30 protein-coding genes and 1 pseudogene are annotated in these 26,698 nt (G+C 62.2%); 14 read left to right on the plus strand and 17 right to left on the minus strand.

The genetic code is table 11. The annotated features are described in order from the left end of the window. Positions 1–328: 328 nt before the first annotated feature. Both IF654_RS23300 and IF654_RS23305 read left to right on the plus strand, forming a co-directional pair. Positions 329–604, plus strand: a pseudogene (locus IF654_RS23300) (methyl-accepting chemotaxis protein); the annotation flags it as partial. 33 nt (positions 605–637) lie between these two features. Beyond that, positions 638–1,000 carry a CZB domain-containing protein gene (locus tag IF654_RS23305; RefSeq protein ID WP_255163986.1) on the plus strand — a complete coding sequence of 121 codons (363 nt, stop codon included), beginning with the start codon at positions 638–640 and terminating at the stop codon, positions 998–1,000. 3 nt (positions 1,001–1,003) lie between these two features. On the opposite strand, the gene IF654_RS14455 is transcribed toward IF654_RS23305, so the two are convergent. Next, positions 1,004–1,945 (minus strand): DUF808 domain-containing protein, encoded by a 942-nt coding sequence (locus IF654_RS14455; RefSeq protein ID WP_047282775.1) that lies wholly within the window; start codon positions 1,943–1,945, stop codon positions 1,004–1,006. Between the two features lie 132 nt (positions 1,946–2,077). Here IF654_RS14455 and IF654_RS14460 point away from each other — a divergent pair, with 132 nt between their 5' ends. Then, positions 2,078–2,683 carry a TetR/AcrR family transcriptional regulator gene (locus tag IF654_RS14460; RefSeq protein WP_047275856.1) on the plus strand — a complete coding sequence of 202 codons (606 nt, stop codon included), beginning with the start codon at positions 2,078–2,080 and terminating at the stop codon, positions 2,681–2,683. Positions 2,684–2,733: 50 nt separating this feature from the next. On the opposite strand, the gene IF654_RS14465 is transcribed toward IF654_RS14460, so the two are convergent. Continuing rightward, the gene (locus tag IF654_RS14465; RefSeq protein ID WP_047276203.1) at positions 2,734–3,174 is read right to left on the minus strand and encodes a GlcG/HbpS family heme-binding protein; all 441 of its coding nucleotides are present in this window, start codon (positions 3,172–3,174) and stop codon (positions 2,734–2,736) included. A gap of 267 nt (positions 3,175–3,441) precedes the next feature. Here IF654_RS14465 and gcl point away from each other — a divergent pair, with 267 nt between their 5' ends. The 7 genes from gcl (at position 3,442) to IF654_RS14500 (ending at position 12,051) form a co-directional block, all read left to right on the plus strand. After that, positions 3,442–5,217, plus strand: a complete 1,776-nt coding sequence (gene gcl, locus IF654_RS14470; protein WP_047275860.1) for a glyoxylate carboligase — start codon at positions 3,442–3,444, stop codon at positions 5,215–5,217. A gap of 58 nt (positions 5,218–5,275) precedes the next feature. After that, complete coding sequence (hyi, locus tag IF654_RS14475) at positions 5,276–6,058, plus strand: hydroxypyruvate isomerase (RefSeq protein WP_047275862.1); 783 nt, start codon at positions 5,276–5,278, stop codon at positions 6,056–6,058. Positions 6,059–6,165: 107 nt separating this feature from the next. Further along, positions 6,166–7,056, plus strand: coding sequence for a 2-hydroxy-3-oxopropionate reductase (locus IF654_RS14480; RefSeq protein WP_047275864.1), 891 nt, complete (start codon positions 6,166–6,168; stop codon positions 7,054–7,056). 72 nt (positions 7,057–7,128) lie between these two features. After that, on the plus strand, positions 7,129–8,028 hold the full coding sequence (locus IF654_RS14485; protein ID WP_194862286.1) for an urea transporter: 900 nt from the start codon (positions 7,129–7,131) through the stop codon (positions 8,026–8,028). A gap of 39 nt (positions 8,029–8,067) precedes the next feature. Further along, on the plus strand, positions 8,068–8,889 hold the full coding sequence (locus tag IF654_RS14490) for an ion transporter (RefSeq protein WP_194862285.1): 822 nt from the start codon (positions 8,068–8,070) through the stop codon (positions 8,887–8,889). A gap of 92 nt (positions 8,890–8,981) precedes the next feature. Then, a complete protein-coding gene (locus IF654_RS14495; protein WP_047280871.1) occupies positions 8,982–9,983 on the plus strand; it encodes a sulfate ABC transporter substrate-binding protein in 1,002 nt (333 codons plus the stop codon). Positions 9,984–10,113: 130 nt separating this feature from the next. Continuing rightward, the gene (locus IF654_RS14500) at positions 10,114–12,051 is read left to right on the plus strand and encodes a DNA topoisomerase III (protein ID WP_194862284.1); all 1,938 of its coding nucleotides are present in this window, start codon (positions 10,114–10,116) and stop codon (positions 12,049–12,051) included. Positions 12,052–12,079: 28 nt separating this feature from the next. Here the strand turns inward: IF654_RS14500 and IF654_RS14505 are convergent, their stop codons facing one another. Then, a complete protein-coding gene (locus tag IF654_RS14505) occupies positions 12,080–12,922 on the minus strand; it encodes a PhzF family phenazine biosynthesis protein (protein ID WP_194862283.1) in 843 nt (280 codons plus the stop codon). A gap of 138 nt (positions 12,923–13,060) precedes the next feature. Between IF654_RS14505 and IF654_RS14510 the strand changes: the two genes are divergently transcribed. Further along, positions 13,061–13,783, plus strand: a complete 723-nt coding sequence (locus tag IF654_RS14510; protein ID WP_047275876.1) for an SDR family oxidoreductase — start codon at positions 13,061–13,063, stop codon at positions 13,781–13,783. A 41-nt stretch (positions 13,784–13,824) separates the two neighbouring features. On the opposite strand, the gene IF654_RS14515 is transcribed toward IF654_RS14510, so the two are convergent. The 10 genes from IF654_RS14515 to ccmA form a co-directional block, all read right to left on the minus strand. Then, positions 13,825–14,223, minus strand: a complete 399-nt coding sequence (locus tag IF654_RS14515) for a hypothetical protein (RefSeq protein WP_047275877.1) — start codon at positions 14,221–14,223, stop codon at positions 13,825–13,827. 83 nt (positions 14,224–14,306) lie between these two features. After that, positions 14,307–15,509, minus strand: a complete 1,203-nt coding sequence (gene ccmI, locus IF654_RS14520; protein WP_047275879.1) for a c-type cytochrome biogenesis protein CcmI — start codon at positions 15,507–15,509, stop codon at positions 14,307–14,309. Next, complete coding sequence (locus tag IF654_RS14525) at positions 15,502–15,975, minus strand: cytochrome c-type biogenesis protein (protein WP_047275881.1); 474 nt, start codon at positions 15,973–15,975, stop codon at positions 15,502–15,504. The genes ccmI and IF654_RS14525 overlap by 8 nt, the downstream gene beginning before the upstream one ends. Further along, positions 15,972–16,508 (minus strand): DsbE family thiol:disulfide interchange protein, encoded by a 537-nt coding sequence (locus IF654_RS14530; RefSeq protein ID WP_047280876.1) that lies wholly within the window; start codon positions 16,506–16,508, stop codon positions 15,972–15,974. Before IF654_RS14530 ends, IF654_RS14525 begins: the two co-directional genes overlap by 4 nt. Beyond that, the gene (locus IF654_RS14535; protein ID WP_194862282.1) at positions 16,505–18,493 is read right to left on the minus strand and encodes a heme lyase CcmF/NrfE family subunit; all 1,989 of its coding nucleotides are present in this window, start codon (positions 18,491–18,493) and stop codon (positions 16,505–16,507) included. The genes IF654_RS14530 and IF654_RS14535 overlap by 4 nt, the downstream gene beginning before the upstream one ends. Next, complete coding sequence (gene ccmE, locus IF654_RS14540; RefSeq protein WP_047275887.1) at positions 18,493–18,951, minus strand: cytochrome c maturation protein CcmE; 459 nt, start codon at positions 18,949–18,951, stop codon at positions 18,493–18,495. The genes IF654_RS14535 and ccmE overlap by 1 nt, the downstream gene beginning before the upstream one ends. Then, positions 18,948–19,124 carry a heme exporter protein CcmD gene (gene ccmD / locus IF654_RS14545; protein WP_047275889.1) on the minus strand — a complete coding sequence of 59 codons (177 nt, stop codon included), beginning with the start codon at positions 19,122–19,124 and terminating at the stop codon, positions 18,948–18,950. Before ccmD ends, ccmE begins: the two co-directional genes overlap by 4 nt. After that, positions 19,121–19,879 carry a heme ABC transporter permease gene (locus IF654_RS14550; protein ID WP_169835769.1) on the minus strand — a complete coding sequence of 253 codons (759 nt, stop codon included), beginning with the start codon at positions 19,877–19,879 and terminating at the stop codon, positions 19,121–19,123. The genes ccmD and IF654_RS14550 overlap by 4 nt, the downstream gene beginning before the upstream one ends. A gap of 85 nt (positions 19,880–19,964) precedes the next feature. Beyond that, positions 19,965–20,633, minus strand: coding sequence for a heme exporter protein CcmB (gene ccmB, locus IF654_RS14555; RefSeq protein WP_047275893.1), 669 nt, complete (start codon positions 20,631–20,633; stop codon positions 19,965–19,967). Then, complete coding sequence (ccmA, locus tag IF654_RS14560) at positions 20,630–21,265, minus strand: cytochrome c biogenesis heme-transporting ATPase CcmA (protein ID WP_047276198.1); 636 nt, start codon at positions 21,263–21,265, stop codon at positions 20,630–20,632. Before ccmA ends, ccmB begins: the two co-directional genes overlap by 4 nt. A gap of 191 nt (positions 21,266–21,456) precedes the next feature. Here ccmA and fliK point away from each other — a divergent pair, with 191 nt between their 5' ends. The 3 genes from fliK to idi are packed head-to-tail and all read left to right on the plus strand — an operon-like array spanning position 21,457 to position 23,936. Next, the gene (gene fliK, locus IF654_RS14565) at positions 21,457–23,028 is read left to right on the plus strand and encodes a flagellar hook-length control protein FliK (RefSeq protein WP_094987484.1); all 1,572 of its coding nucleotides are present in this window, start codon (positions 21,457–21,459) and stop codon (positions 23,026–23,028) included. After that, on the plus strand, positions 23,025–23,342 hold the full coding sequence (locus IF654_RS14570) for an EscU/YscU/HrcU family type III secretion system export apparatus switch protein (protein WP_047275897.1): 318 nt from the start codon (positions 23,025–23,027) through the stop codon (positions 23,340–23,342). Before fliK ends, IF654_RS14570 begins: the two co-directional genes overlap by 4 nt. 18 nt (positions 23,343–23,360) lie before the next feature. Continuing rightward, on the plus strand, positions 23,361–23,936 hold the full coding sequence (gene idi / locus IF654_RS14575; RefSeq protein WP_230683713.1) for an isopentenyl-diphosphate Delta-isomerase: 576 nt from the start codon (positions 23,361–23,363) through the stop codon (positions 23,934–23,936). A 39-nt stretch (positions 23,937–23,975) separates the two neighbouring features. Here idi and IF654_RS14580 read toward each other — a convergent pair whose 3' ends face one another. The 4 genes from IF654_RS14580 to IF654_RS14595 form a co-directional block, all read right to left on the minus strand. Beyond that, positions 23,976–24,368, minus strand: coding sequence for a DUF2802 domain-containing protein (locus IF654_RS14580; RefSeq protein ID WP_047275900.1), 393 nt, complete (start codon positions 24,366–24,368; stop codon positions 23,976–23,978). Further along, entirely contained in the window at positions 24,369–24,851 is a 483-nt protein-coding gene (locus IF654_RS14585; RefSeq protein WP_047275901.1) for a chemotaxis protein CheW, read from the minus strand. Positions 24,852–24,931: 80 nt separating this feature from the next. Next, complete coding sequence (locus IF654_RS14590) at positions 24,932–25,774, minus strand: CheW domain-containing protein (RefSeq protein ID WP_047275903.1); 843 nt, start codon at positions 25,772–25,774, stop codon at positions 24,932–24,934. 84 nt (positions 25,775–25,858) lie between these two features. Further along, entirely contained in the window at positions 25,859–26,647 is a 789-nt protein-coding gene (locus IF654_RS14595) for a ParA family protein (protein ID WP_047275905.1), read from the minus strand. Positions 26,648–26,698 lie beyond the last annotated feature (51 nt).

The following is a 26,698-nucleotide window of genomic DNA, read 5'->3' on the forward strand; positions in this document are numbered from 1 at the left end:
TGAACAGGAGGTTCAAACCCTGCGTGCACAGGTCACTCAAGACCGCGACCAGCAACTCGTGCTGGCACACTACGAACGCTACCAACAAGACTTGCACAGCAAGCTGGAGCGCTTTGACGAATCCTTGCAAAAGACCCGCGATGGCGTGGTTGCCCAGGCCGAAAGCCTGCAAGGAGAAGTCGTTCACCTGCGCGATAACAGCAATGTGTTTGCGCAAACCTCGGCCCTGCTGGCCGGCTTTTCCAGTTCGCTGGGGCACATGGCCGGTCAGGGGGTCAGCAGTGTCGACAGCGTGGGCGTTCTGCGCCAACGGGTCGGAGAAATCAGCCGCATCGTCGAGCTGATCAAGGCCGTGTCCGACCAGACCAACCTGCTGGCGCTCAATGCCGCCATTGAAGCGGCGCGCGCGGGCGAACAGGGTCGCGGCTTTGCCGTGGTCGCTGACGAAGTGCGCGCACTGGCCCAACGCACCAATGGCGCCACCCACGAAATCAGCCAATTGGTTGCGAGCATCAACCAGGAGACCGAAGCCGCGAGCACCGCCATTGGCGTGCTGTCGGAGGAAGCCTCGCGGTTGTCAGGCGATGTGTCGCGCTCGGCCCAAACCCTCGACGAGATGATGACCCTCGGCGAACACATGGGGCAGTTGATTGAAGGCATCGCCCTGCGCTCGTTCTGCGAGTCGGTGAAGCTCGATCACTTGCTATTCAAGTTGATGGTCTATCAACGCCTGTTCAAGCAGGACGAGAACCTGAACCTGTCGACCCACACCACCTGCCGCCTCGGCAAATGGTACCTGGCGCCTGAAACCCAGGCGCGCTATGGCGACAACCGCGACTTCCAGCAGCTCAACGAGCCGCACCGGATCGTGCATGAAACCGCGCACAAGGCCCTGCATGCGGCTCATGAGAAAAACTGGAGCCAGGTCTTGCTGGAGATCAACGACATGGAAAGCGCCAGCCTTGACGTCAGCGCCCTGCTCGACAACCTCAGCCACTGACCCTCACCCCTTGATGGCGCGCCACAGTGAGCTGGCCGCCGTCACACCCGCCAACACCACCGCGCCGGCAATAATGCCGGCCACGGCGTTGAGCAAGGTCGGCACGATGACCGACAGCGGGCCTACAAACGGCGCACTGCTCAGGGCCGCGCTCTCAACCCAGTGATGCAACAGCGGCACCCCGTGTACCAAAATCCCGCCACCGACCATGAACATCGCGGCCGTACCAATCACCGTCAGCGCTTTCATCATGTACGGCGCGGCATTCAACACCCCTTGGCCGAAACGGCGCTGAAAGCGCGGCCAGGTGCCTTCACCGGTTTTTTGGGTCAGGTACAAACCGCCGTCGTCCATCTTCACGATGCCGGCCACCACGCCATACACCCCGACCGTCATCACAATGGCAATCCCGGACAACACCACCACTTGCTGCATCAGCGGCGCATCCGCCACGGTGCCCAACGTGATTGCGATGATTTCCGCCGAGAGGATGAAGTCGGTGCGTATCGCGCCCTTGATTTTGTCTTTCTCGAACGCCGCCAGGTCCACCTCGGGGTTGGCCACGGCGTCAGACAAGGCCGCGCGCGCCTGGTGATCGTCGTCCTTGCTGTGCAGGAATTTGTGCGCCAGCTTCTCGAAGCCTTCGAAACACAAATAGGCGCCGCCCACCATCAACAGCGGCGTGACCGCCCACGGCGCAAACGCGCTGATGGCCAGCGCGGCGGGCACCAGAATCAGCTTGTTGCGAAACGAGCCCTTGGCCACTGCCCACACCACCGGCAATTCACGTTCGGCCCGCACACCGGAGACCTGTTGCGCGTTCAATGCCAAGTCATCGCCCAGCACCCCGGCGGTCTTTTTGGCGGCCATTTTTGTCATCAGCGCAACGTCATCGAGTACGGCGGCGATGTCGTCGAGCAACATCAGCAAACTGCTGCCTGCCATGGGTGTCGGTTCCTTGTGGATTGAATGACGTCAAGCATAGCGCGTGCCAGCCCCCAGGCGGCAATCTTGAGCCGCTTGCAAGCACGGTGCTACCATGCCCGACCGCCCCAGCAGGCAAGGAAATACGGGTTTATGAGCAGCATCCGCGAACGTAATAAAGAGCTGATTTTGCGCGCCGCCAGCGAAGAGTTCGCTGACAAGGGTTTCGCCGCCAGCAAAACCAGCGACATCGCGGCCAAGGCCGGCGTGCCCAAGCCCAATGTGTATTACTACTTCAAATCCAAAGAGAACCTCTACCGCGAGGTGCTCGAAAGCATCATCGACCCGATTCTGCGGGCCTCGACCCCGTTCAATGCCGACGGCGAACCGAACGAAGTCCTGAGCCATTACATCCGCTCGAAAATCATGATCTCGCGCGACCTGCCGTTTGCTTCCAAGGTGTTCGCCAGCGAAATCATGCACGGCGCGCCGCACCTGAGTGAAAAACAGGTCGAGTTGCTCAATGCCCAGGCCAAACACAACATCGAATGCATCCAGGTGTGGATCGACCGGGGCCAGATTGCCCCCATCGACCCGCATCACCTGATGTTCAGCATCTGGGCCGCGACCCAGACCTACGCCGACTTCGACTGGCAGATTTCCGCCATCACCGGCAAAGCCAAACTCGACGACAACGACTACGAGGCGGCGACCCGGACCATCATTCGCCTGGTGCTCAAAGGCTGTACGCCCGACTGACCCCGCACACACCGTAGTCGCTGGCGCAGGCAGCGACTACCCGCTACCGATCAGACCACCACCCCGGCATCGGCCCGCAAGCCTTGCGCTTCGATGGCGCTGATCGCGCATTGTTCATCAATGTCCGAGGTATCGCCGCTGATCCCCATCGCGCCAATCACCTGCCCGCTCGCATCGCGTATCAACACGCCCCCCGGCGCCGGGACAACGTCACTGGTGCCCATGCCATTGAGTGCTGCAAAAAACGCAGGCCTTTGCTGTGCATCCAGCGCCAGCAGGCGCGAACCTTTGCCCAATGCAATGGCGCCCCAGGCTTTGCCGATGGCAATGCTGGGGCGCAGCAGGCTTGCACCGTCTTCGCGCTGCAACGCCACCAGATGCCCGCCGCCATCGAGCACCGCCACCGCCAGCGGCGCAGCCGCGATCTGACGCCCGGCCGCAAGGGCCTGGGTGGCCAGGTTTAACGCCAGTTTCAAAGTTAACGCACTCATGGTTGCCGTCCTTCGTCTTGTTATTGGAAAGCCTTTAGGGCGTCTTGGGAGACGTCTCGACAGACTCAATAGAACACAATAAATATTTATCTTGTATACAATTATTTGAGCGCGCATTTCTTCAAATACCGTAAACCTGCCTAATACAGGGCTTCCGGTCTTCCAGCGATTGATTGAACAAAAGCCATTGACCTGCACCGGGGCGGATGAATACACTCATCCCACAGCCACTTGTATACAATTACAAAACGTAAGAGGCACAAAGCAATGAGCAAAATGAGAGCAATCGAAGCTGCCGTTCTGGTGATGCGTCGCGAAGGTGTCGATACCGCATTCGGTATCCCGGGCGCCGCCATCAATCCGCTGTACTCGGCCCTGCAAAAGGTCGGCGGCATCGATCACGTACTTGCTCGTCACGTGGAAGGCGCCTCGCACATGGCCGAGGGTTACACCCGCACCAAGGCCGGCAACATCGGCGTGTGCATCGGCACCTCAGGCCCTGCGGGCACGGACATGGTCACCGGCCTGTACAGCGCCTCGGCCGATTCGATCCCGATTTTGTGCATCACCGGTCAGGCCCCCCGCGCCCGTATGCACAAAGAAGACTTCCAGGCTGTCGACATCACCAGCATCGTCAAACCCGTGACCAAGTGGGCAACCACCGTGCTGGAACCGGGCCAGGTGCCTTATGCCTTCCAGAAAGCCTTTTACGAAATGCGCTCCGGGCGCCCCGGCCCGGTGCTGATCGACCTGCCGTTTGATGTGCAAATGGCCGAGATCGAGTTCGACATCGACGCCTACGAACCGCTGCCGCTGGCCAAGCCCAGCGCCACCCGCGTGCAGGCCGAAAAGGCCTTGGCCATGCTCGACCAGGCCGAGCGCCCGCTGCTGGTCAGCGGCGGCGGCGTCATCAATGCCGACGCCAGCGACCTGCTGGTGGAGTTCGCTGAACTGACCGGCATCCCGGTGATTCCGACCCTGATGGGCTGGGGCACGATTGCCGACGATCACCCGCTGATGGTGGGCATGGTCGGCCTGCAAACCTCGCACCGCTACGGCAACGCCACCCTGCTCAAGTCCGACGTGGTACTGGGCATCGGCAACCGCTGGGCTAACCGCCACACCGGTTCGGTCGAGGTCTACACCGAAGGCCGCCGCTTCATTCACGTGGACATCGAGCCGACGCAAATCGGGCGCGTCTTTACCCCGGACCTGGGCATTGTGTCCGACGCCGGTTCTGCCCTGAAGGTGTTCCTTGAAGTGGCCCGCGAGTGGAAAGCCGCTGGCAAACTGAAAAACCGCAGCGCCTGGCTGCAAGACTGCCAGCAACGCAAAGCCACCCTGCACCGCAAGACCCACTTCGACAACGTACCGGTCAAGCCGCAGCGCGTGTACGAAGAGATGAACCAGGTGTTCGGCAAAGACACGTGCTACGTCAGCACGATCGGTTTGTCGCAGATTGCCGGTGCGCAATTCCTGCACGTGTACAAGCCACGGCACTGGATCAACTGCGGCCAGGCCGGTCCGCTCGGCTGGACCATTCCGGCTGCACTGGGCGTGGTCAAGGCCGATCCGAACCGCAACGTGGTGGCGCTCTCCGGCGACTACGACTTCCAGTTCATGATCGAAGAGCTGGCCGTGGGCGCGCAGTTCAACCTGCCGTACATCCACGTGGTGGTGAACAACTCGTACCTGGGTTTGATCCGTCAGGCTCAGCGCGGCTTTGAAATGGATTACTGCGTGCAGCTGTCGTTCGACAACCTCAACGCACCGGAACTCAACGGTTACGGCGTCGACCATGTGGCCGTGGCCGAAGGCCTGGGTTGCAAGGCACTGCGCGTGTTCGAGCCAAGCCAGATCCAGCCGGCGCTGCGCCAGGCACAAGAAATGATCAAAGAGTTCCGTGTCCCGGTGGTGGTTGAGATTATTCTCGAACGCGTGACCAATATTTCCATGGGCACCGAAATCAACGCTGTGAACGAGTTCGAAGACCTGGCGCTGGTGGGCAACGACGCCCCGACTGCCATCTCGATGCTCGATTAACGTTAAGCCTGCCCCTCTCCCCCCGGGAGAGGGGACACACACATTGCAGGAGTCCACCATGCCGCGTTTTGCCGCCAACCTGTCCATGCTGTTCACCGAACAGGATTTTCTTGTCCGTTTTCAAGCGGCTGCCAATGCTGGTTTCCACGGCGTTGAATACCTGTTTCCGTACGACTACAGCTCTGCCGAAATCAAGGCCCAACTCGATGCCAACAAACTGACTCAAGTGCTGTTCAACCTGCCAGCCGGCGACTGGGCCAAGGGCGAGCGCGGGATTGCCTGCCTGCCGGACCGTGTCGAAGAGTTTCGCGCCGGGGTGGATCTGGCCATCGCCTACGCCCAAGTGCTGGGCAATGACCAGATCAACTGCCTGGCGGGCATTCGCCCCCAAGGCATCGACGAGGCGCTGGTTGAGAAAACCTTCGTCAGCAACCTCAAATACGCCGCCGACAAGCTGCAAGCGGTGGGCATCAAGCTGGTGATGGAAGCCATCAACACCCGCGACATCCCCGGTTTCTACCTCAACAACACGCGTCAGGCGCTGGCCATTCAGGAGAAGGTCGGCAGCGCCAACCTGTTCCTGCAATACGACATCTACCACATGCAAATCATGGAAGGTGACCTGGCGCGCACGATGCAAACGCACCTGCCGCAGATCAACCACATCCAGTTGGCCGATAACCCCGGCCGTCACGAACCGGGCACCGGCGAAATCAACTACCGCTTCCTGTTCGAACACCTTGATCGCATCGGCTACCAAGGCTGGGTCGGCTGTGAGTACAAGCCACTGAGCAGCACCGAAGCCGGTCTGGGCTGGCTCAAGACGCATAACGCGGTCTAAGGCCGTCACCAGCGTCCGGGTTTCGAGATCACGGGCTGGCGCGCCACCCTTCGCCGCCTTCAGCCGCGTCTACGGCTGTTTACCCCATAAAAACAAGAGGATTTGTCATGGCTAAAATCGGATTTATCGGCACCGGCATCATGGGTTCTCCCATGGCCAGCAACCTGCAAAAGGCGGGTCACAGCCTGTTCCTGTCGACCCACCACGGCGCGGCCCCTGCCGACCTGGTCGCCGCAGGCGCTATCGCCCTGGCCAGCCCGAAAGAAGTGGCCCAGGAAGCCGAGTTCATCATCGTCATGGTGCCGGACACCCCGCAGGTCGAAGACGTGCTGTTTCGCGAAGACGGGATCGCGGCCGGCCTGAGCCCGAACAAAGTGGTGATCGACATGAGTTCGATCTCGCCTACCGCGACCAAGGCCTTCGCTGAAAAAATCACCGCCAAAGGCGCGTACTACCTCGATGCACCCGTCTCTGGCGGTGAAGTCGGGGCCAAGGCTGGCACCCTGAGCATCATGGTCGGCGGCGAGGAATCCACTTTCCAGCGCGCCCTGCCGCTGCTGCAAAGCATGGGCAAGAACATCACCCTGGTAGGCGGCAATGGCGACGGCCAGACCGCCAAAGTGGCCAACCAGATCATCGTCGCCCTGAACATTCAGGCGGTGGCTGAAGCGCTGGTGTTTGCTGCCAAGAACGGCGCAGATCCGGCCAAGGTCCGTGAGGCACTGATGGGCGGGTTTGCGTCCTCCAAAATCCTCGAAGTCCACGGCGAGCGCATGATCAAAGGCACCTTCGACCCGGGCTTCCGCATCAGCCTGCACCAGAAGGACCTCAACCTGGCCCTGGCGGGCGCCCGCGAGCTGGGCATCAACCTGCCCAACACCGCCAATGCGCAACAAGTGTTCAGCACCTGCGCCGCCATCGGTGGCAGCAACTGGGACCACTCGGCGCTGATCAAAGGCCTGGAACACATGGCCAACTTCTCGATTCGCGAGCAGTAACCGCACCTGTAGCCGCCGCCCGTCCCGCGCGGCGGCTGCACACCTCATCCCCTTCTCAAGTGTGTCGTCACCATGCACGCCCCCTCATTCAGCCAGCCTTGCCCGGATTGGGCGACGGCCCTGTGCAACGGTTTCAGCCAGATTTTCCTGCAACGTCATCCGCTGTGCGGCGTGCTGTGCCTGCTGGCCATTCTCGTCAGCGCGCCTTCACTCTTGGGGGGCGCACTGCTTGGCGGGGTCAGCGGCCTGTTAACCGCACAACGGCGCGGTTACCCCAAAGCTGAACGCCAGGCCGGGCTTTACAGCTACAACGGCGTGTTGCTGGGGTTGCTGCTGAGCCATCAGTTACCGTGGTCAGCCATGTTGCCGCTGCTGATCATTGCCAGCGCCGGGCTGAGCACCATGCTGGTCCACCAATGGCTCAAGCGCGCCAGCAACGGCAACACCCTGATGGCTTACACCGCGCCCTTTGTCGGGCTGGGCTGGCTGTTGCTCAGTTTCAACCCTGCACCGCCAGCCTCCGCCTGGCCCCCCCCCGAACTCAACGGCCTCACGCTGGCGCAAGGGCTTTTGACGGGCATCGGCCAAGTCATGTTGTTGCAATCACCGCTGGCGGGGCTGTTGATCGTCACCGGCCTGTGGCTGAGCAGCCGACGCGCTGCGCTGTGGGCATTGACGGGTGCGCTGGCGGGTGTGGGGTTCAGCCTGTTGCAGCACGACCCGGCCACCGCGCTCAGCGGGCTGGGCGGGTATAACGCGGCACTGGCCGCGTTGGCATTGTGCCAACGCACACGCCACCCCTGGCAGCCACTGGCGGGCATCCTGCTGGCGTTGATGCTCACACCCGGCTTTAGCGCGCTCGGGCTGCCCGCCCTGACGGCGCCCTTCATCCTCAGCAGCTGGTTGGTACTGGCCAGCGTGCGCCTGTTAACACCCTCCAGTGTGCAATCCCGGTTGCGCATTGAGCGCTAATCCCCGAATCTTCTTACCTTTGAGATTCGAGCTTCGTACATGAATAACAACGACTGGCGCCAGCGGCTCTACGTGATGGTCTTTCAGGCCGACACCCCCGCCGGACGCCGTTTCGACACCACGCTCCTGCTGATCATCCTCTGCAGCCTGGTGGTGGTGATCCTCGACAGTATCGACAGCATCCACCGCGATTACGCCAACCTGCTGGCCTACATCGAGTGGGGCTTCACCTTTGTGTTCGCCGTGGAATACGGCCTGCGCCTGTATTGCTCGCCCAAACCCCTGCGCTACGCCTTCAGCTTTTACGGGCTGGTGGATTTACTGGCCATCGTGCCGGGGATTCTGGCGATCTATTACAGCGATGCGCAGTACCTGCTGATTATTCGCATCATCCGCATGCTGCGAATCTTTCGGGTGCTCAAGCTGGCGCCCTACTTGAGTCAGGCCAACTACCTGCTCTCGGCACTGCGCGGCAGCAAACAAAAGATCATCGTGTTTCTGGTCAGTGTGTCCACGCTGGTGACCGTGTTCGGCACCCTGATGTACGTGGTCGAAGGGCCGGAAAACGGCTTTACCAGCATCCCGGTGAGCATCTACTGGGCCATCGTCACCCTGACCACGGTGGGCTTCGGCGATATCGTGCCGAAGACCCCGTTCGGGCAAATCATCTCGGCCATGGTGATGATCACCGGTTATTCGATCATCGCCGTGCCCACCGGGATCTTCACCGCCGAACTGGCCAACGCCATGCGCGGCGAACAGCTCAAACACTCCTGCCCCACGTGCAAAAAAGAACGCCATGAACCTTCGGCGGCTTTTTGTTCTCGCTGTGGCAACGCGCTTTTTACAAAAAATGCATAAGCAAAGGCTTTTTTAATCTTTTATGCACTAAGCGTCAGCGGCTATAGTCGCTGGCAAATTGCCCCATATGCCCCTCCAACAAGGAATGAGCAGTGAAAAACCTTTTTAGCGCCTCTGTCCTCGCCGCCAGCCTGGCCTTTATGGGCGTTGCCCACGCCGCTCCCAAGCCGCTGCTGAACGTGTCGTACGACGTCATGCGCGACTTCTACAAAGACTACAACCCGGCATTCCAGAAACATTGGGAAGCAGAGCACGACGCAAAGCAAACGGTGCAAATGTCGTTCGGCGGCTCCAGCAAACAGGCGCGCTCGGTGATCGACGGGCTGCCCGCGGACGTCATCACCATGAACATGGCCACCGACATCAATGCCCTGGCCGATAACGGCAAACTGGTGCCTGAGAATTGGGTCACCCGCCTGCCGAACAACAGCGCGCCCTTCACCTCGGCCACGGTGTTCATCGTGCGCAAAGGCAACCCGAAAGCCCTGAAAGACTGGCCGGACCTGGTCAAGGATGGCGTGCAAGTGATCGTGCCGAACCCGAAAACCTCGGGCAATGGTCGTTACACGTTCCTGTCCGCTTGGGGCTACGTGCTGAAAAACGGTGGTGACGAAACGAAAGCCAAAGCCTTCCTCGGCAAGATGTTCAAAAATGTGCCCGTTCTGGACACCGGCGGCCGCGCAGCCACCACGACCTTCATGACCAACCAGATCGGCGACGTGCTGGTGACCTTTGAGAACGAAGCGGAAATGATCGCCCGCGAATTTGGCCGCGACCAGTTCGAAGTGGTCTACCCCAGCGTCTCGGCCGAGGCTGAGCCGCCGGTGACCGTGGTCGACAAAGTGGTCGACAAAAAAGGCACGCGTGAGGTGGCTGAAGCCTACTTGAAGTATTTGTGGTCGCCTGAAGGCCAGGAAATCGCCGCCAAAAACTACCTGCGCCCGCGCGACCCGCAGATTCTGGCCAAGTACAGCGACCGCTTCCCGAAAGTTGACTTCCTGTCGGTTGAGAAAACCTTCGGCGACTGGCGCCAGGTGCAAAAAATCTACTTCGATGACGGCGGCGTGTTTGACCAGGTGTACTCGGGCCAATAAACACCCCCGCGACACCGGTGCAGGCGCTGCCTGCACCCTTGACCTGTACATAAACACAGTAAAAACAGTTGCCCCGATTTCAATCTCTGCCATGCTGTGCACCTTCTGCGCAGCATGAACGAGTGAAACGATGCGGCTGTTTTTGTGTGAAAAACCCTCCCAGGCCAAAGATATTGCGGCCGTGCTCGGTGCCAGCCGTCGCGGTGATGGCTGCTGGGTGGGGCCCAATGCCACTGTCACCTGGTGCATCGGTCATTTGCTCGAAACCGCCCCGCCCGACGCCTACGACGAGCGCTACAAACGCTGGGTCCTGGCCGACCTGCCCATCGTGCCGCAGCAGTGGAAGATGCGCGTCAAACCCAAAACCGCCAGCCAGTACAAGGCCGTCAAACGCCTGCTGGGCGAAGCCGGTGAACTGGTGATCGCCACCGATGCCGACCGTGAAGGCGAAATGATCGCCCGCGAGCTGGTCGAACACTGCCGTTATCGCGGGCCGATCCAGCGCCTGTGGTTGTCGGCACTGGACGACGCCTCGATTCGCAAGGCACTGGCCGCGCTCAAGCCCGGCGCCGACACTTTCAACCTGTACCACGCAGCCTTGGGGCGTTCGCGGGCCGACTGGCTGATCGGCATGAACATGAGCCGTCTGTTTACCCTGCTCGGGCGCAAGTCGGGCTATCAAGGCGTGCTGCCCGTAGGCCGGGTGCAAACCCCGACCTTGCGCCTGGTGGTGGATCGCGACCGCAGCATCAGCGATTTCATCCCTGTGGCCTATTGGGCCATCGATGTGCAACTCAGCCATGACGGGCAAGTGTTTACCGCCCAGTGGCGCGCCGACCCGGACACCTGTGACGACCAGGACCGCTGCCTGAATCAGGCCCACGCGCAGCACGCCGCCACGGCGATGCAAAACGCCCGCCACGCACGGGTCAACACCCTGCGCACCGAGCGCCTGCGCGACGTCGCGCCCCTGCCGTTCGACCTCGGCACGCTGCAGGAAGTGTGTTCCAAGAAATTGGGGCTGGGCGCCCAGGAAACCCTCGACATCGCCCAGTCACTGTATGAAACCTACAAAGTCATCACCTACCCGCGCAGCGACTGCGGCTACCTGCCGCACAGCCAGCACGCCGAAGCCGCCTCAATTCTCGGTGCCTTGCAGCAGGCGGATCCGGCCTTGCAACCACTGGCAGGCTTTCTGGAACCGCAGCGCCGTTCACGGGCGTGGAATGACGCCAAGGTCAGCGCCCACCACGGCATCATCCCCACGGCGGCCGCGAAAAACCTCGAACGCCTGAGCGGCAAGCAGCGGGCCGTCTATACCCTGATTCGCGCGCGTTACCTGGCGCAGTTCCTGCCCAACCATGAATACGACCGCACCCAGGCCGATTTCGACTGTGCGGGTCAGGCCCTGCGCGCGGTGGGCAAGCAGATCATCGAGCCGGGCTGGAAACGCGCCCTGCCCGAAGCCCTGGCCCCGGCCAAGGGCCGTGAAGCCCCGGCACCGCAGCCGCTGCCGCGCCTGCACGAAGGCCTCGAGTGTGCGGTGTCGAACGTCCTGCTTAAAGACTTGTGGACCCAGCCGCCCAAGCCGTTCACCGAGGGCGACCTGATCAAGGCCATGAAAAACGTCGCCAAATGGGTCCAGGACCCGCTGCTCAAACAAAAACTCAAGGACACCACCGGCATTGGCACCGAAGCCACCCGCGCCGGGATCATTCAGGGCTTGCTGGACCGCGGTTATCTGAACAAAAACGGCAAGGCGCTGGCGGCCACGCCCGCGGCTTTCAGCCTGATCGACGCCGTGCCCCGCGCCATTGCCGACCCCGGCACCACGGCGATCTGGGAACAAGCGCTGGACATGGTGCAAAGCGGCGACATGACCCTCGACATCTTCGTCGCCAAACAGGCCGCCTGGATGAGCAAGCACATCGAACGTTGCAGCGGCCTGCAAATGACCATTCGCGGCCCGGCCAGCCCGGCCGGGGTCGCCCCCGCGTGGAAGAAAAAACGCAAGGCGCCCGCCAGCAAACCCAGGGCCAAACGCGCGGTTAAAGCAAAAGGGGCCTGAGCGGGCGACAGCGCAGCAAGCCGAGGCCTTACAGCGTCAGATGACCCGAGAGACAGGTCACGGCCGCGCCGCCCACCCAAATATCGTCCCCCACACGTTCGATAGCGACGCGCCCGGCCCGGCCCATGGCCGTGCCCTGACTCACCGTATAACGCGCCGGTGCCAGGCCCTGCGCCATCAGCCATTGCGCCAGACCGGCATTCAGGCTGCCGGTGACCGGGTCTTCCTGCATGCCATCCCCGGCGATAAATGCGCGCACTTCAAAGTGCGCCTCATCGCCATCCTTCGCACTGCCCCACGGCGCAATCACCCCCAGCGCCAGGCCCAGCAGTTGCGGGTAGTCGGGCTCCAGCGCCAGCACCTGCGCCCGATCGCGCAGCATCACCGCCACCCACCCCGGCCCGTTGTCGACCCAGCTCGCGCGGACCACCGACTGTGGTTCAATCCGCAAGCCCGCACAGATGCGCTGTATCAGCGCCTCTTCCACAGGCCCGCTGCGCAACAAAGGCGGCGCCTTGAACGCCAGTTGTTCAGCGTCGCGCCGAATCGTGATCAGACCCGCGCCACATTCCTGAATGACTTCCCGGCCTTTTGGCTGCCCCCCGGCTTCTAGCCAGGCATGGCAACTGCCCAACGTCGGGTGCCCGGCAAAGGGTAGTTCGCGCAGGGTGGTAAAGATGCGCAAACGATAATCGGCCTGCGGGTCCTGCGGCCTGAGCACGAACGTGGTTTCACTGAGGTTGGTCCAGCGCGCAAAGTCCGCCATCTGCGCATCGCTCAGGCCATCGGCATGGAGCACCACCGCCACCGGATTGCCCTTGAGCGCCACCCGACTGAACACATCCACTTGTTTGAATTGGAACTGGCTCACACACGTCACTCCTGTCAAAGACCCTGCCCGTCAGGACGGTGCGCGGCACAGGCGCTGGGTCGGGTAGCCCGCAACATAGAATCTCGCGCACGCCGTGACAAGGTATTATCCCTGCCCGTTTTCACACCGGAGCACACCATGACCGCACGGACTTTTCTCATCACCGGCGCCAGTAAAGGAATCGGACGCGCGCTGGCGACTTATCTGTCAGAAGCAGGCCACACCGTCGTTGGCATTGCGCGAAATGCCGACGACCCCACCTTCCCCGGCACGCTGGTGGCGCTGGACCTGGCCGATCGCCAGCGCAGCGCACACGTACTGGGCGAGTTGAGCGAGCGCTTTGCGTTTGACGGGCTGGTCAACAATGTCGGGCTGGTGCGCCCGCAAGCACTGGGCGAGATTGACCTGGATGCGTTCGACGACGTGATGCGGGTCAATCTGCATTCGGCGTTGCAAGCCACCCAAGCCCTGCTGCCCGGCATGCGCCACCGGGGCTGGGGACGCATCGTAAATATTTCCAGCCTGACCGTGCTGGGCATTGCACAGCGCACCGCCTATGCGGCGGCCAAAGCGGCCTTGGTCAGTTTCACCCGCTCTTGGGCGCTGGAACTGGCGCAAACCGGGATCACGGTCAACGCCGTCGCACCCGGGCCGACCGAAACCGAGCTGTTCCGCGCCAACAACCCGCCGGGCTCTGAAGGTGAAGCCCGATATCTGGCCGGGGTGCCCATGGCGCGTTTGGGCCAGCCGCACGAGATCGCCTCGGCGATTGCGTTCCTGCTGTCCGAACACAGCGCTTACATCACCGGCCAGACGTTGTTCGTGGATGGCGGCGCCTCGGTGGGCAAAGCCGCGTTTTAACGACGCGCAAAAAAACGGCGACCCGCGGGTCGCCATTTAACTTATTTGAACTGCCGGCTCAACCCCGGCGGCACGCCGCTGATGTCGGTCTCTTCCCACGGCCCGTTCGGGCTGACCGAACGGCTCCAACCGTTGTTCCAGCGGTAATACGTACGCTGGCGGTAGAAAGTGTCGGGCTGAGCCTCCAACACATACACCCCCAGACGTGCATCCCAATGGCTGGGCCCGCCCGGTGGCGGCGCAAAGGTGGCCGAGGTCCGCGGCAGCGGTTTTGGCGGCTTGGGAATCGGCATGTCGGGCAACGGTTTGCCAGCAGGCGACGACGGTTGCGGCACGTGCTCAGGCGGGGTCGGTGACGGCTGATCCGAAGGATGATGGACCGCACAGGCGCTCAGGCCTAAGGCGAAACTGAGCAAGGTGATGCGTGCAAGCGGACTCATACGGGTTTCTCTTATCGTGAGTTGCCCCTGCAGACGCGCTTGTCTGGCACTGCCAGCGCGCCTGCAGGGGCGGTGTTGACCGGCTACTTGTCCGGGCTGTCGATGATCAGCTGTTGCAGCGCAGTGGTGCGGCTGGACAGCGGTTGGCTGCGCCCGGCCCATTCGCCTGCTGTCGGTTGGCCAGCACGAGAGACGCGCGCAACCAGTTGGACTTCAGGAAAGTTCGACAGTTTCAATTGCGGCATCATCGCGTCGCGGTCACCCAGTTCGACGGTGATCGGCAGGTCGGCCACCGTCACCCGCTTGACGGCCAATGGCGCCGGCGGCCCGGTCACGGCGCGGGCGAAAATGAACACGCTGTCGGTGGGCAACACGCGGGCTTTAACCGCGTCGGCCAGGTCCACGCTGACCTTGATCGACGCCTCGGTCGCGGCCACCGGCGCTGTCTCGACGCGCTCGCCATTGGCCTGCAGTTGCTCGCGGGCCTTCTGAATACCGCCTTCGAGGGCGGCGCGGGACGCATCGCCTTCAGGCAGTTCGTTCATCAGCCGCTGCCAGTAGCCAATGGCCTCCTGATAGCGCTTGGCTTCGAAGGCCGCGATACCCAGCAGGCCGAGGCTGGTGACCTCTTTGGGGTCAGCCTTGAGCGCCTCGTCGGTCAACGCCTGGGTCTTGTCACTCCACTGCTTGTTGTCGGCAAAGTACTGCGCCTGAGCCCACTGCCCCAGCAGCTCGGGCTGACGACCGGCCACCGCGACCGTGCGCTCGAAGACCTTGGCCGCATCGGCCGGACGGTTTTGCGCCATGTAGGCGCGACCCAGGAAATACAAGCCTTCGGCGGATTCGGGCTGAGCCACGGCGGCGCGCTCCAGGCGGGCCACCATCTCATCGAGGGATTGCGGCGGCTGGGCGAATTCGCGGGTCAGTTCGACTTTGTCGCTGGCGCCATAGTGCAAGTACAGCGCCACACCCAGCACCGGCACCATGAACGCAGCCAGCAGAGGCACCACTTTGCCCAGGCTCGAAACCCGCGCTGGCGCCGCGCCTTCAGTGTCGGCCAGCAGTTCACGCGCCGCTTCGGCGCGTCCGGCCTCCAGTTGCGCATCGGTCAACACGCCTTCATCGCGCTGCGCCTGCAACTCGGCCACACGCTCCTGGTACAGCGCGACGTTGAGCGCCGTGCGGTCTTCTTCACGCTGAGCGCGCCGGGCGCGCAGCACAGGGATCAAGATAAAGCTGAGGGCGATCAGTAGCAGCAAACCGGCTGCAAGCCAGAAATCAATCATCTTTGGTTTTATCCAGCAAAGTGTCGAGGCGCTGACGCTCCTCGGCAGAAAGGGTGTCCGTGCGAGTGGCGCGCTGCGTGCGACGGCGGCCCACGATCACGCCGATGACCACAAACCCGCCCACCAGCAAGACCAGCGGCCCGAACCACAGGATCGCGGTCTTGCCGGTCAGCGCCGGTTTGTAACGCACGAATTCGCCGTATCGGTCGACCATGAAGTCGATGATTTGCTGGTTGTCCTTGCCCTCGCCCAGCATGCGGAAAATCTCGCGCCGCAGGTCGGTGGCAATCGGTGCGTTGGAATCGGCAATGTCCTGATTCTGGCACTTGGGGCAACGCAGCTCTTTGGTCAGTTCACGAAAACGGTCACGCTCGGCGTCGTTCTTGAACTCGTAGGTGTCGATGGCCGCTTGAGCCACGCCGGTCAGGGTCAGGCCAAACACCAAGGCGGTTAACCAACGCTTCATGGTTGGGCCTCGTCGACCAGCGCCTGGTATTTACCCGCCAGTTGTTCGCGCCACACGGTTTCGTCGATCACGCCGACGAACTTGTGCCGAATGATGCCCTGGCTGTCGATCAGAAAGGTTTCCGGCGCGCCGTACACGCCCAGGTTCAGGCCCAGCGAACCGGCTTCGTCGTTAATGTCCAGTTGATACGGGTTGTGGAATTCCTTGAGCCACTTTTGCGCATCGGCGTTGACGTCCTTGTAGTTGACCCCATGGATCACCACGCCCTGCGCGGCCAGTTTGGTCAGCACCGGGTGCTCGACGCGGCACGAAATGCACCACGTGGCCCACACGTTGACCAGCGCCGGTTTGCCCTTGAGGTCGGCCTCAGTCAGGGGGGTGCCACCGTCGACCGAGGGCAGGCTGAACGCCGGGAACGGCTTGCCGATCATGGCCGACGGCAGCTCGGTGGGGTCCAGGTACAGCCCTTTGTACAGAAAGCCCGCCATGGCCAAAAAGATGGCCAGCGGAATCAGCATCAACCAGCGTCTCATGCGGTGGCTCCTGTCATGCCCAGCGCTTCACGCACGCGGCTTTTCACCTTGACCCGATAACGACGGTCCAGCGCCGCCAGCAACCCGCCAAACCCGGTGAGCAAGCCGCCCAGCCAGATCCAGCGCACAAACGGTTTGACGTGCACCCGCACGGCCCAGGCGCCATCACCCAGCGGCTCGCCCAGCGCCACGTACAGATCGCGCGTAAACCCGGCGTCGATACCGGCCTCGGTCATCATCGACGACTGCACGGTGTACAGGCGTTTTTCCGGGTGCAATACGCTGATTTCCTTACCGTTGCGCACCACGCGCACGGTGCCTTTGTCCGACGTGAAGTTGGGGCCCTGATAATGCTGGGCACCTTCAAAAATGAAGTGATAGCCGCCCAGTTCCATGGACTCGCCCGGCGCCAGGCGCAGGTCACGCTCGGCACTGTTCTGGCTCGACAACACCACGCCGAGCGCGCACACGGCGATGCCCAGGTGCGCAATCTGCATGCCCCAGTAGCTGCGGGTCAGGCTGCGCAGGCCTTTGAACAGGCCTTTGTGACGGGTTTTGTCGCCAATGTCGCGCACCCCGGCCAACAGCACCCACGAGGCCAACATAAAGGTGGTCATGACGGCCCAGTTGAAATCGCCATAGGCCACACCGGCAATCGCCGACAACGCGGCGCTGCCCAGCAACACCGGGGTCAACATGCCCAGCAGCCACTTGACCGGCGTGTCTTTCCAGCGCACCAGCACGCCCACCGCCATCACCACCATCAACACAGCCATCAACGGGATGAACAGCGCATCAAAATACGGCGGGCCCACGGACATCTTGGCGCCGGTCAGGGCATCGAGCACCATCGGGTACAAGGTGCCCAACAGAATCATCGACGCAGCCACCACCAGAATCAGGTTATTGCCCAGCAGCAGCGTTTCACGCGACCACAGGAAAAAGCCCACCTGGCTCTTGACCACCGGCGCCCGCAAGGCAAACAGCGTCAGCGAGCCACCCACCACGAACAGCAGGAAAATCAGGATGAACACGCCACGCTCAGGGTCCGAGGCGAACGCATGAACCGAGGTCAGCACGCCCGAACGCACCAGGAAAGTGCCCAGCAGGCTCAACGAGAAAGCCGCAATGGCCAGCAACACGGTCCAGCTTTTGAACACGCCGCGCTTTTCAGTCACGGCCAACGAGTGAATCAGCGCCGTGCCCACCAGCCAGGGCATGAAGGACGCGTTTTCCACCGGGTCCCAGAACCACCAGCCGCCCCAGCCAAGCTCGTAATAAGCCCACCACGAACCCAGCGTGATGCCGATGCCCAGGAATGCCCACGCCACAATGGTCCACGGCCGCGACCAGCGCGCCCAGGCCGCATCCAGCCGCCCGCCCAGCAACGCCGCAATGGCGAAGGCGAAGGCCACCGAAAAGCCCACGTAGCCCATGTACAGCATCGGCGGGTGCACGATCAGGCCGATGTCTTGCAACAGCGGGTTGAGGTCATTGCCGTTGGCCGGCATTTGCGGCAGCAGGCGGGTGAACGGGTTGGAAGTCAGGATCAGGAACAGCAAGAAGCCGACGCTGATCATGCCCATGATCGACAGCACCCGCGCCAGCATCACTTGCGGCAACTGGCGCGAGAAGATCGACACGGCGAAGGTCCAGCCACCGAGAATCATTGCCCACAACAGCAACGAACCCTCGTGGGCACCCCACACCGCGCTGAACTTGTAGTACCACGGCAGCGCGCTGTTGGAGTTGCTGGCCACGTAAGCGACCGAGAAATCATCGGCCATGAACGACCAGGTCAGGCAGCCAAAGGCAAACAGCAAAAAGGCGAACTGGCCCCAGGCCGCCGGCTGCGCCAGGCTCATCCACAATTTGTCGCCCCGCCATGCCCCGAGCAACGGCACGATGGCCTGCACGATGGCAATGCACAGCGCCAGAATCATGGCCAACTGGCCCAATTCCGGAATAAACAGTCCGAACGTCATCACTTAACCTCGTTGGCCGCTGCAGGCGCGGATTGACCGCTTTCGTTCAACGCCTTGGTCACTTCAGGCGGCATGTATTTTTCATCGTGTTTGGCCAGTACTTCATCGGCCACCACCACACCCTGGGCATTGAGCTTGCCCAGCGCGACGATGCCCTGCCCTTCGCGGAACAGGTCCGGCAGGATGCCGCGGTATTGAATGGTCACCGACTTATTGAAATCGGTGACCACGAATTCGACGTCCAGCGAGTCGCCGGAGCGTTTCAGCGAGCCGTCCTGCACCATGCCGCCTGCGCGAATGCGCGTGTCCAGCGGGGCTTCGCCGTTGGCAATCTGGGTCGGGGTGTAGAACAGGTTGATGTTCTGCTGCAAGGCGCTCAAGGCCAGGGCCACCGCAGCGCCGACACCGACCAGAATCGCCAGAATGATGATCAAACGTTTTTTACGCAGCGGATTCACTTCGCGTTCTCCCGGCGCAAACGACGCGCCTCTTGTTGCAAATAACGCCGACGCGCCAGGATCGGCAACGCCACGTTCAACACCAGTACCGCCAGGCAAATGCCATAGGACGTCCAGACATACACACCGTGATGGCCCATGGCGATGAAGTCGCCAACAGAAGCAAAACTCATCGTGAACCCTCCAGCGCTTTCAACACTTCATCCTTGGCCCAACGGGTGCGGGCTTCGCGCTTGAGCACCTCCAGGCGCATGCGCAGCAGGACCACGGCGCCAAAGAAACAATAAAACCCCACCACTGTCAGCAGCAGTGGCAGCCACATTTCCACGGGCATCGCCGGTTTTTCGGTCAGGGTGAAGGTCGCGCCCTGATGCAGGGTGTTCCACCACTCCACCGAGTATTTGATGATCGGGATATTGATCACACCGACAATTGCCAGCACGGCGCAGGCCTTGGCCGCGCTGTCGCGATTGGTGATGGCATTGCCCAGGGCAATCAGGCCGAAATACAGAAACAGCAGGATCAGCATCGAGGTCAGGCGTGCATCCCACACCCACCACGAGCCCCACGTCGGCTTGCCCCAGACGGCGCCGGTCACCAGCGCCACCGCGGTCATCCACGCGCCCACCGGGGCGGCGGCCTGCAACGCGACGTCGGCAATCTTCATCTTCCACACCAGCCCCACCACGCCGCAGACCGCCAGCATCACGTAGCAGGACTGGGCCAGCATCGCGGCGGGCACGTGGATGTAGATGATGCGAAAGCTGTTGCCTTGCTGGTAGTCCGGTGGCGCGAAGGCCAGCCCCCAGACAACCCCGCCCACGATCAGCAGCACGGCGGCGATGCTCAACCAGGGCAGCAGGCGGCCGCTGATGGCATAAAACCATTTGGGCGAGCCGAGTTTGTGAAACCAAGTCCAGTTCATCACGCTGTTTCCATCACGGTGCCGGTCACGACAGGTTGAGTGCCATGCCAGCCAGGGTCTTTACTGGCCAATTAATGGCCAGACCTCATTATTCGCCGACGCTGATTTTCAGGCCGGCCGCTATCGCAAACGGTGTCAGGGTTACTGCCAGGGCCGTCAGGCTGCCCAGCCACAGCAAGTAACCGGTCGCGGGCATCCCCTGGAGTGCCGCCTGCAAGGCGCCACTGCCCAGAATCAGCACCGGGATATAGAGGGGCAGGATCAACAAGGCGAGCAACAGGCCGCCGCGCTTGAGACCCACCGTCAGTGCAGCGCCGACGGCACCGAGCAAACTCAGTACCGGCGTGCCAAGCAACAACGACATCAGCAATACCGGCAGACACGCCACCGGCAACCCCAGCATCAAGGCCAGCACGGGTGACAGGATCACCAGCGCCAGCCCGGAAAACGCCCAGTGTGCCAGTACTTTGGCTAACACCAGTAGAGCAAGGGGGTGCGACGAAAGGACCCACTGTTCCAGCGATCCGTCTTCGAAATCACTGCGGAAAAGCCCGTCCAGCGAGAGCAGGACCGCTAAAAGGGCCGCCACCCAGAGCAGCCCCGGAGACAAGGTTTGCAACAATTGAGTCTCGGGGCCGACCGCCAACGGGAACATCGCAATCACGATGGCGAAGAACACCAGCGGGTTGGCCAGCTCGGCCGGACGACGGAATAACAAACGCGCTTCACGCGCCACCAGCACGGCAAACACACTCATACGGCCCAACGCCCCAAATCAATGTCGCGATACCCGGCAGGCAGGCGGGTCAAGGTGTGGTGCGTGGTCAGCACCACCATGCCGCCCTGCTCACAATGCCGGGCCAGGTGTTCTTCAAGCTGGGCGACGCCTTGCTTGTCGAGCGCGGTAAAGGGTTCGTCGAGGATCCACAGCGGCGGGCTGTCGAGGTGCAGGCGCGCCAGGGCGACGCGGCGTTGTTGACCGGCCGACAACGTGTGGCACGGCACGTCCTCGAAGCCTTTGAGGCCCACGGCAGCCAGCGCGGCCCAGATGGCCTCGCGCGAGGCCGGGCGATGCAAGGCACACAGCCAGCTGAGGTTCTCTTCGGCCGTCAGCAGGTCTTTGATCCCGGCGGCATGCCCGATCCACAGCAGGTTACTGGCCAGCTCGGTGCGCTGGCCGCTCAAGGGCTGGCCATTGAGGCGAATTTCACCCGCCGTCGGTTGCATCAATCCGGCCAACAAACGCAGCAGGCTGGTTTTGCCGCTGCCGTTGGGGCCGCTGATTTGCAACATGTCACCGCTGGCCAGACGCAATTCGAGGTCTTCGAACAACATCCGCCAGTCACGCTCACAGGCGAGCGCTACGGCTTCTAGAAGAGGGCTGGTCACGTAATTGAGGCCTTCACGGTTCAAGTCGGCTCAGGCGCGGCCGTTAAAGTGATGCAGGATAAATGCATTTGCGGCCTGTTTCAGAGAGCTGGATCAAACAATTTTGAAGTTTTGCTGCCCTCTGAACGACGGGGCGGCATTATACATGCCATGTCCTACTCTAAAGAGGGCAATTTCGACAGGTTGTAACGATGAAAGGCGACATAAATATTCCTCCGCTCCCACCCGCCGTCACAAACGGTGCACGCGCAGGCGTGGTCGGCGGCGAGCTGCTGAAATTGTTGCAACCCCTCGATGGCTTGATTGGCCCCGGTCAGAGCGCCAAGGCCGAAGTGCTGTCGCTCAAGCAGGACGACCTCGCATTTCAACTGCTGCTCAAACTGACGCTGGCGGGCGGGCGCCAAACCCACGTGCAAGCCAACAGCCCGTTCCCATTGCCGCAAGGCACGCAACTGGCCGTCACCCAACCGACCTCCGGCAGCCTGGCCATCAGCGTGCAGCAGGCACTGAGCAGCAGTGTCGCCACCCTCACCCGCCTCGACACCGGGCAACTGCCCGTCGGCACCTTGCTGCAAGGCAAAGTGCTGACCACCCAGCTCGTGCCGCAACCCACGGGCCAACCGGCGCTCTACCGCTCCCTGGTGACCCTGCTCAACACCGCGCTGAGCGGCACCACCCTGGCACTGGACAGCCCGCAGCCCTTGCGCATCGGTAGTCTGCTCACGGCGCAGGTACAAGGTGAGCAAAGCCTGCAGTTCGTCCCCTTGAGCGGGCGACAGGATCAACTGGCGATTGCGCAACAACTGGTCACACAACAACGCGCGCAGGGCTCGCTCGAAGGGCTGCTGAACGCCTTGCGAGCGCTGCCGCCGGACGCCACGTTGCCGGCCGACCTGCGAGCGTCCATCGACAAACTGCTGACGGGCCTGCCCACCCCCGCGCAGTTGAGCACCCCCAAAGGCGTGAGCGATGCCCTGCTCAACAGCGGTGCGTTTCTGGAGGCCAAGCTATTGGGTGGCCAAGCACAGCACCTGGCCCCCGACCTCAAAGCCACGTTGCTGCGCCTGATTGCCCAGATCACGCCGGGCGTGGCGGCCAGTAGCGCTTTCAACCCCGGCGTGGCCGCCAGCGCTCAGGCGCAAGCCATGCCCACGTTCGTGCGCAACGCCCTGGGCATGCTCGGTCAGGTCAGCGCCAAGCCCCAACCGGGCGGCTTCCCGCTGCCCGGCCGCACCCTGCAAAGCGCAGAGGGCGAAGACAACCTCGAAAGCCTGTTAAAACTGGCAGCGGCGGCCATTTCCCGCCTGCAAAGCCATCAGCTGTCCAGCCTGGAACAAAGCGGTCGCACGCCCGACGGCGGCGTGCTGACCACCTGGCAGCTGGAAATCCCCCTGCGCAACGCCCACGACATCGTGCCGTTGCAAGTGAAATTCCAACGCGAAGACCCGCCTGAACAGGCACCCGAAGAAAAGCGTGAGACCCGCGAAGTCAAAGACCCGCTGTGGCGCGTGGAACTTGCCTTCGACCTGGCTCCGCTCGGGCCGCTGCACGTGCAGGCGCAACTGTTGCGCGGCACCCTGTCAGGGCAGCTCTGGGCGCAACACGCCTTCACCGCCGACCTGATCGACAGTCAGCTCGGCCTTTTGCGCCAGCGCCTGAACGACGCCGGCCTGAGCGTGACCGACCTCGACTGCCATCAGGGCACACCGCCCCAGGGCAACCACAAGCCGCTGGAACAACGCTGGGTGGACGAAACCGCATGAGCACACCCAACCCGCCGCGTCAGGCCATTGCCCTCAAATACGACGGCAAACAGGCACCGACCCTCACCGCCAAGGGCGACGACGAACTGGCCGAAGCCATCCTCACCCTCGCCCGCGAGTATGACGTCCCGATTTACGAGAATGCCGAACTGGTGAAACTGCTGGCGCGCATGGAGCTGGGGGACAGCATCCCGCAAGAGCTGTACCGCACGCTGGCCGAAATCATCGCTTTTGCCTGGCAACTCAAAGGCAAATTCCCGGCAGACTTCGACCCCAATCCGCAACCGCAAGAGCGGGATGTGACCCCCAGGTAAGCCCACAGGACGCCAGCCATGAACATGCCGTCATCCCCTGAGGAAACCTTGATTCTGGTGGATGCACAGGACCGCGCGATCGGCACCGGCCTGAAAATGCCTGTGCATCGAGAGGGGCTGTTGCACCGTGCTTTTTCTATCTTTGTGTTCAACGCCCGGGGCGAACTGATGCTGCAACAACGGGCCAGCGGCAAATACCACTCCGGCGGTTTATGGACCAACACCTGCTGCGGTCATCCGCGGCCCGGCGAGTCAACCCTGAGTGCAGCGCGACGTCGCTTGCAGGAAGAGATGGGGTTTACCTGTTCGTTGTACGCAGCCGGTACGTTGACCTACCGGGCACAGGTCTCCAACGACTTGATCGAGCATGAATTCGACCACCTGTATGTGGGTCGCTTTGACAGTCCACCGCACCCCGACCCCGCTGAAGCGCAGGACTGGAAATGGATCGATACCTCAGTGCTGGCCGCGCAACTGACCCGCCAGCCGCACGCCTTTACGGCGTGGTTCCACGCCATTCTTGAACAACCCGGTGCACACCTGGACACGCTGAAGGCGCACGCACTGGAGGGGCTGCCTGACAACACCCCCTGAGGGCCTGCCCCGGCCAGGGTCAAGCCACACGGGTGCTTATTAGCCTTTGTGCATCTTGCTCATCAACTCGGCTTCGGCCTGGGTCAGGCCGCAGGACTCGGTCAGTTCGTCGATGCTGGCGCCCATGCCCACCAGGCGCGCTGCCTGGGAAAACGACAGGCTGGTCGGGTCGCGCTGTTCCAACTGAGTCAGCTTCTCGGGCAACGGTGCCACCACTGCGCGCAATTCATGCAAGTCTTCACCCATTTGCACGCTGCCGTTCTGGTAGGTGTCCAGCCGCCGCCCCAGCTCCTTGATGCGCTGATCGCGCAGCGCATCCCCCGCAGCCTGTTGCGCCGCGATCAGGCGCTGGCTGCGAACGTAGGACACGAACATCCACACCGTCAGCCCCCACAACAGGCCCAGGACTATTACCGCCACCTCAAGCATCAATCAGATGTTCTCCAGGTCCGACCATTCTTCTTCGCTCATCATTTTGTCCAGCTCAACCAAAATCAACAGTTCGTTGTTTTTGTTGCACACGCCCTGGATAAACTTGGCGGACTCTTCGTTGCCGACGTTCGGCGCCGTTTCGATTTCAGACTGGCGCAGGTAAACCACTTCCGCCACGCTGTCGACCAGAATCCCGACCACTTGCTTGTCGGCTTCAATGATGACAATGCGCGTGTTGTCCGTGATGTCGGCGTTCATCAGGCCGAAACGCTGGCGGGTGTCGATGACCGTCACCACGTTGCCGCGCAGGTTGATGATGCCCAACACGTAGGAAGGCGCACCCGGTACAGGTGCGATTTCGGTGTAGCGCAACACTTCCTGCACCTGCATCACGTTGATGCCGTAGGACTCGTTGTCCAGCTTGAAGGTAACCCATTGCAGGATCGGATCTTCGGACGACGCCTTTGCACTTGACTGATTCATACCCCAAACCCCTGACTAAATACCGCTTAAGCGGCGAGTGTGCTGTCTGACCGCGCCATGGGCCCGGTCGTTATGTTGTGTTACGTCTGTGGCACGGACGCCGCCTTGCTCATGTGCTTGACCGCACCACTGGCGATCAGCTCGGCCAGTTCGGCCACATCCAGCAGCGCGCACATGTGTTCGATCACGGTGCCCGCCAGCCATGGCCGCTGGCCACGCTGCGTGCGCCATTTGATTTCATTGGGGTCCAGGCGCAACGAACGGCTGACCTGATGCACCGCCAGCCCCCATTCGTAGCCCTGAACCGATATCACGTACTGCAAGCCTTCGCGGAAATCGTCGCGGTAGCGGTCGGGCATCACCCAGCGCGCCGTATCGAGCACTTTGAGGTTGCCACTCTGGCTCGGCAGAATGCCGAGAAACCAGTCCGGCTGGCCAAACAATGGCGTCAACTCACGCCCGGCCAGCGAATAAATCGAACCCAGGCACACCAGCGGCACGGCCAGGGTCAGCCCGGCCACATCGAACAACAGGCACTCGAAGGGCTCGGCGGCCCAGGCCGGGCGCCCGTCGCTGTACACCGGCGCCTGACCGCCCGGCGTAGCGGGCAGGTGCACCTGCACCAACGGCTGGGCTACGGCGTCGGGCGTGTCGGCCACACTCACCGCCTCGGCGGGCACGACGTCCGGCGCACGCAACGGCACCACCACCGCAGGCACCACCACCGCATCGCGCACCTGCTCTTCGAGCACGGCGGCGGCAAAGTCATCGAGTTCAACCGGTTCGGCCACGGGCAACGGCGCGATCGGCTCTGGCTCGGGCTCGACCCACAACAGCTCTTGCGTGGCCTCTTGCAACAAACCGTCGAGGTACGACTGCAACGCCAATTGCGGACGCGTAGGAATCATTACAGGTTGCTTCATAACGTGACCCACATCCCGTACTCGCTCGCGTGGCCTTTGAAGGTTATCGGCCGTATTACTTTGTTACTTGAATGCATGCGCACCTCAGGCCACCTGCGGCGACAGCTGGCGGCTGAGCACGTGCTTGAGCAAGGCGCGATAGGCCACCACGCCCCGGCTCTTGGGATCGAATTGCGACGGCGCAAGGCCCGCCCGGCTGGCATCGCGCAAGCGCGTGTCCACAGGGATGTAGCCTTGCCAGATGGTGTCGGGGTACAAATCGCGCAACACCCGCAACGTGCTCATGGACGCCTGGGTGCGGCGGTCGAACAAGGTCGGGACGATGCTGAACGGCAGCTCTTGCTTGCGCGAGCGGTTAATCATCGCCAGCGTGTTGACCATGCGCTCCAGGCCCTTGACCGCCAAATGCTCGGTCTGCACCGGGATCACCAACTGCTGGCTGGCCGCCAGCGCATTGACCATCAACACGCCCAACAACGGCGGGCTGTCGATGATCGCGTAATCGTAGTCTTGCCACAGCTGCGCCAGCGCGCGGGCGATCACCAGACCGAGGCCGCTCTGGCCCGGCGACTGACGCTCCAGCGTGGCCAGCGCCGTGCTCGACGGCAGCAGGGAAATATGGTCATTGCTGGTGGGCAGCAACAGTTGCCCCGGCAAGCCTTCAGGCACCTGCCCCTTGTGCAGGAACAGGTCGTAGTTGCTGTGCTCAAGGGCATCGGGGTCATAACCGAAGTAGCTGGTCATCGAGCCGTGGGGGTCCAGATCGACCACCACCACGCGCTTGCCCGCCTCGGCCAGCAAACCGGCCAGTGCAATGGATGTGGTGGTCTTACCGACGCCACCTTTTTGATTGGCTACTGCCCAGACTCTCATTAGCGTGTTCCTCCCGGCGGCGAAACGCCCTGGCCGAGAATTGGCATTCAG

This window comes from Pseudomonas lundensis (assembly GCF_015377145.2).
GTDB lineage: Bacteria > Pseudomonadota > Gammaproteobacteria > Pseudomonadales > Pseudomonadaceae > Aquipseudomonas > Aquipseudomonas lundensis.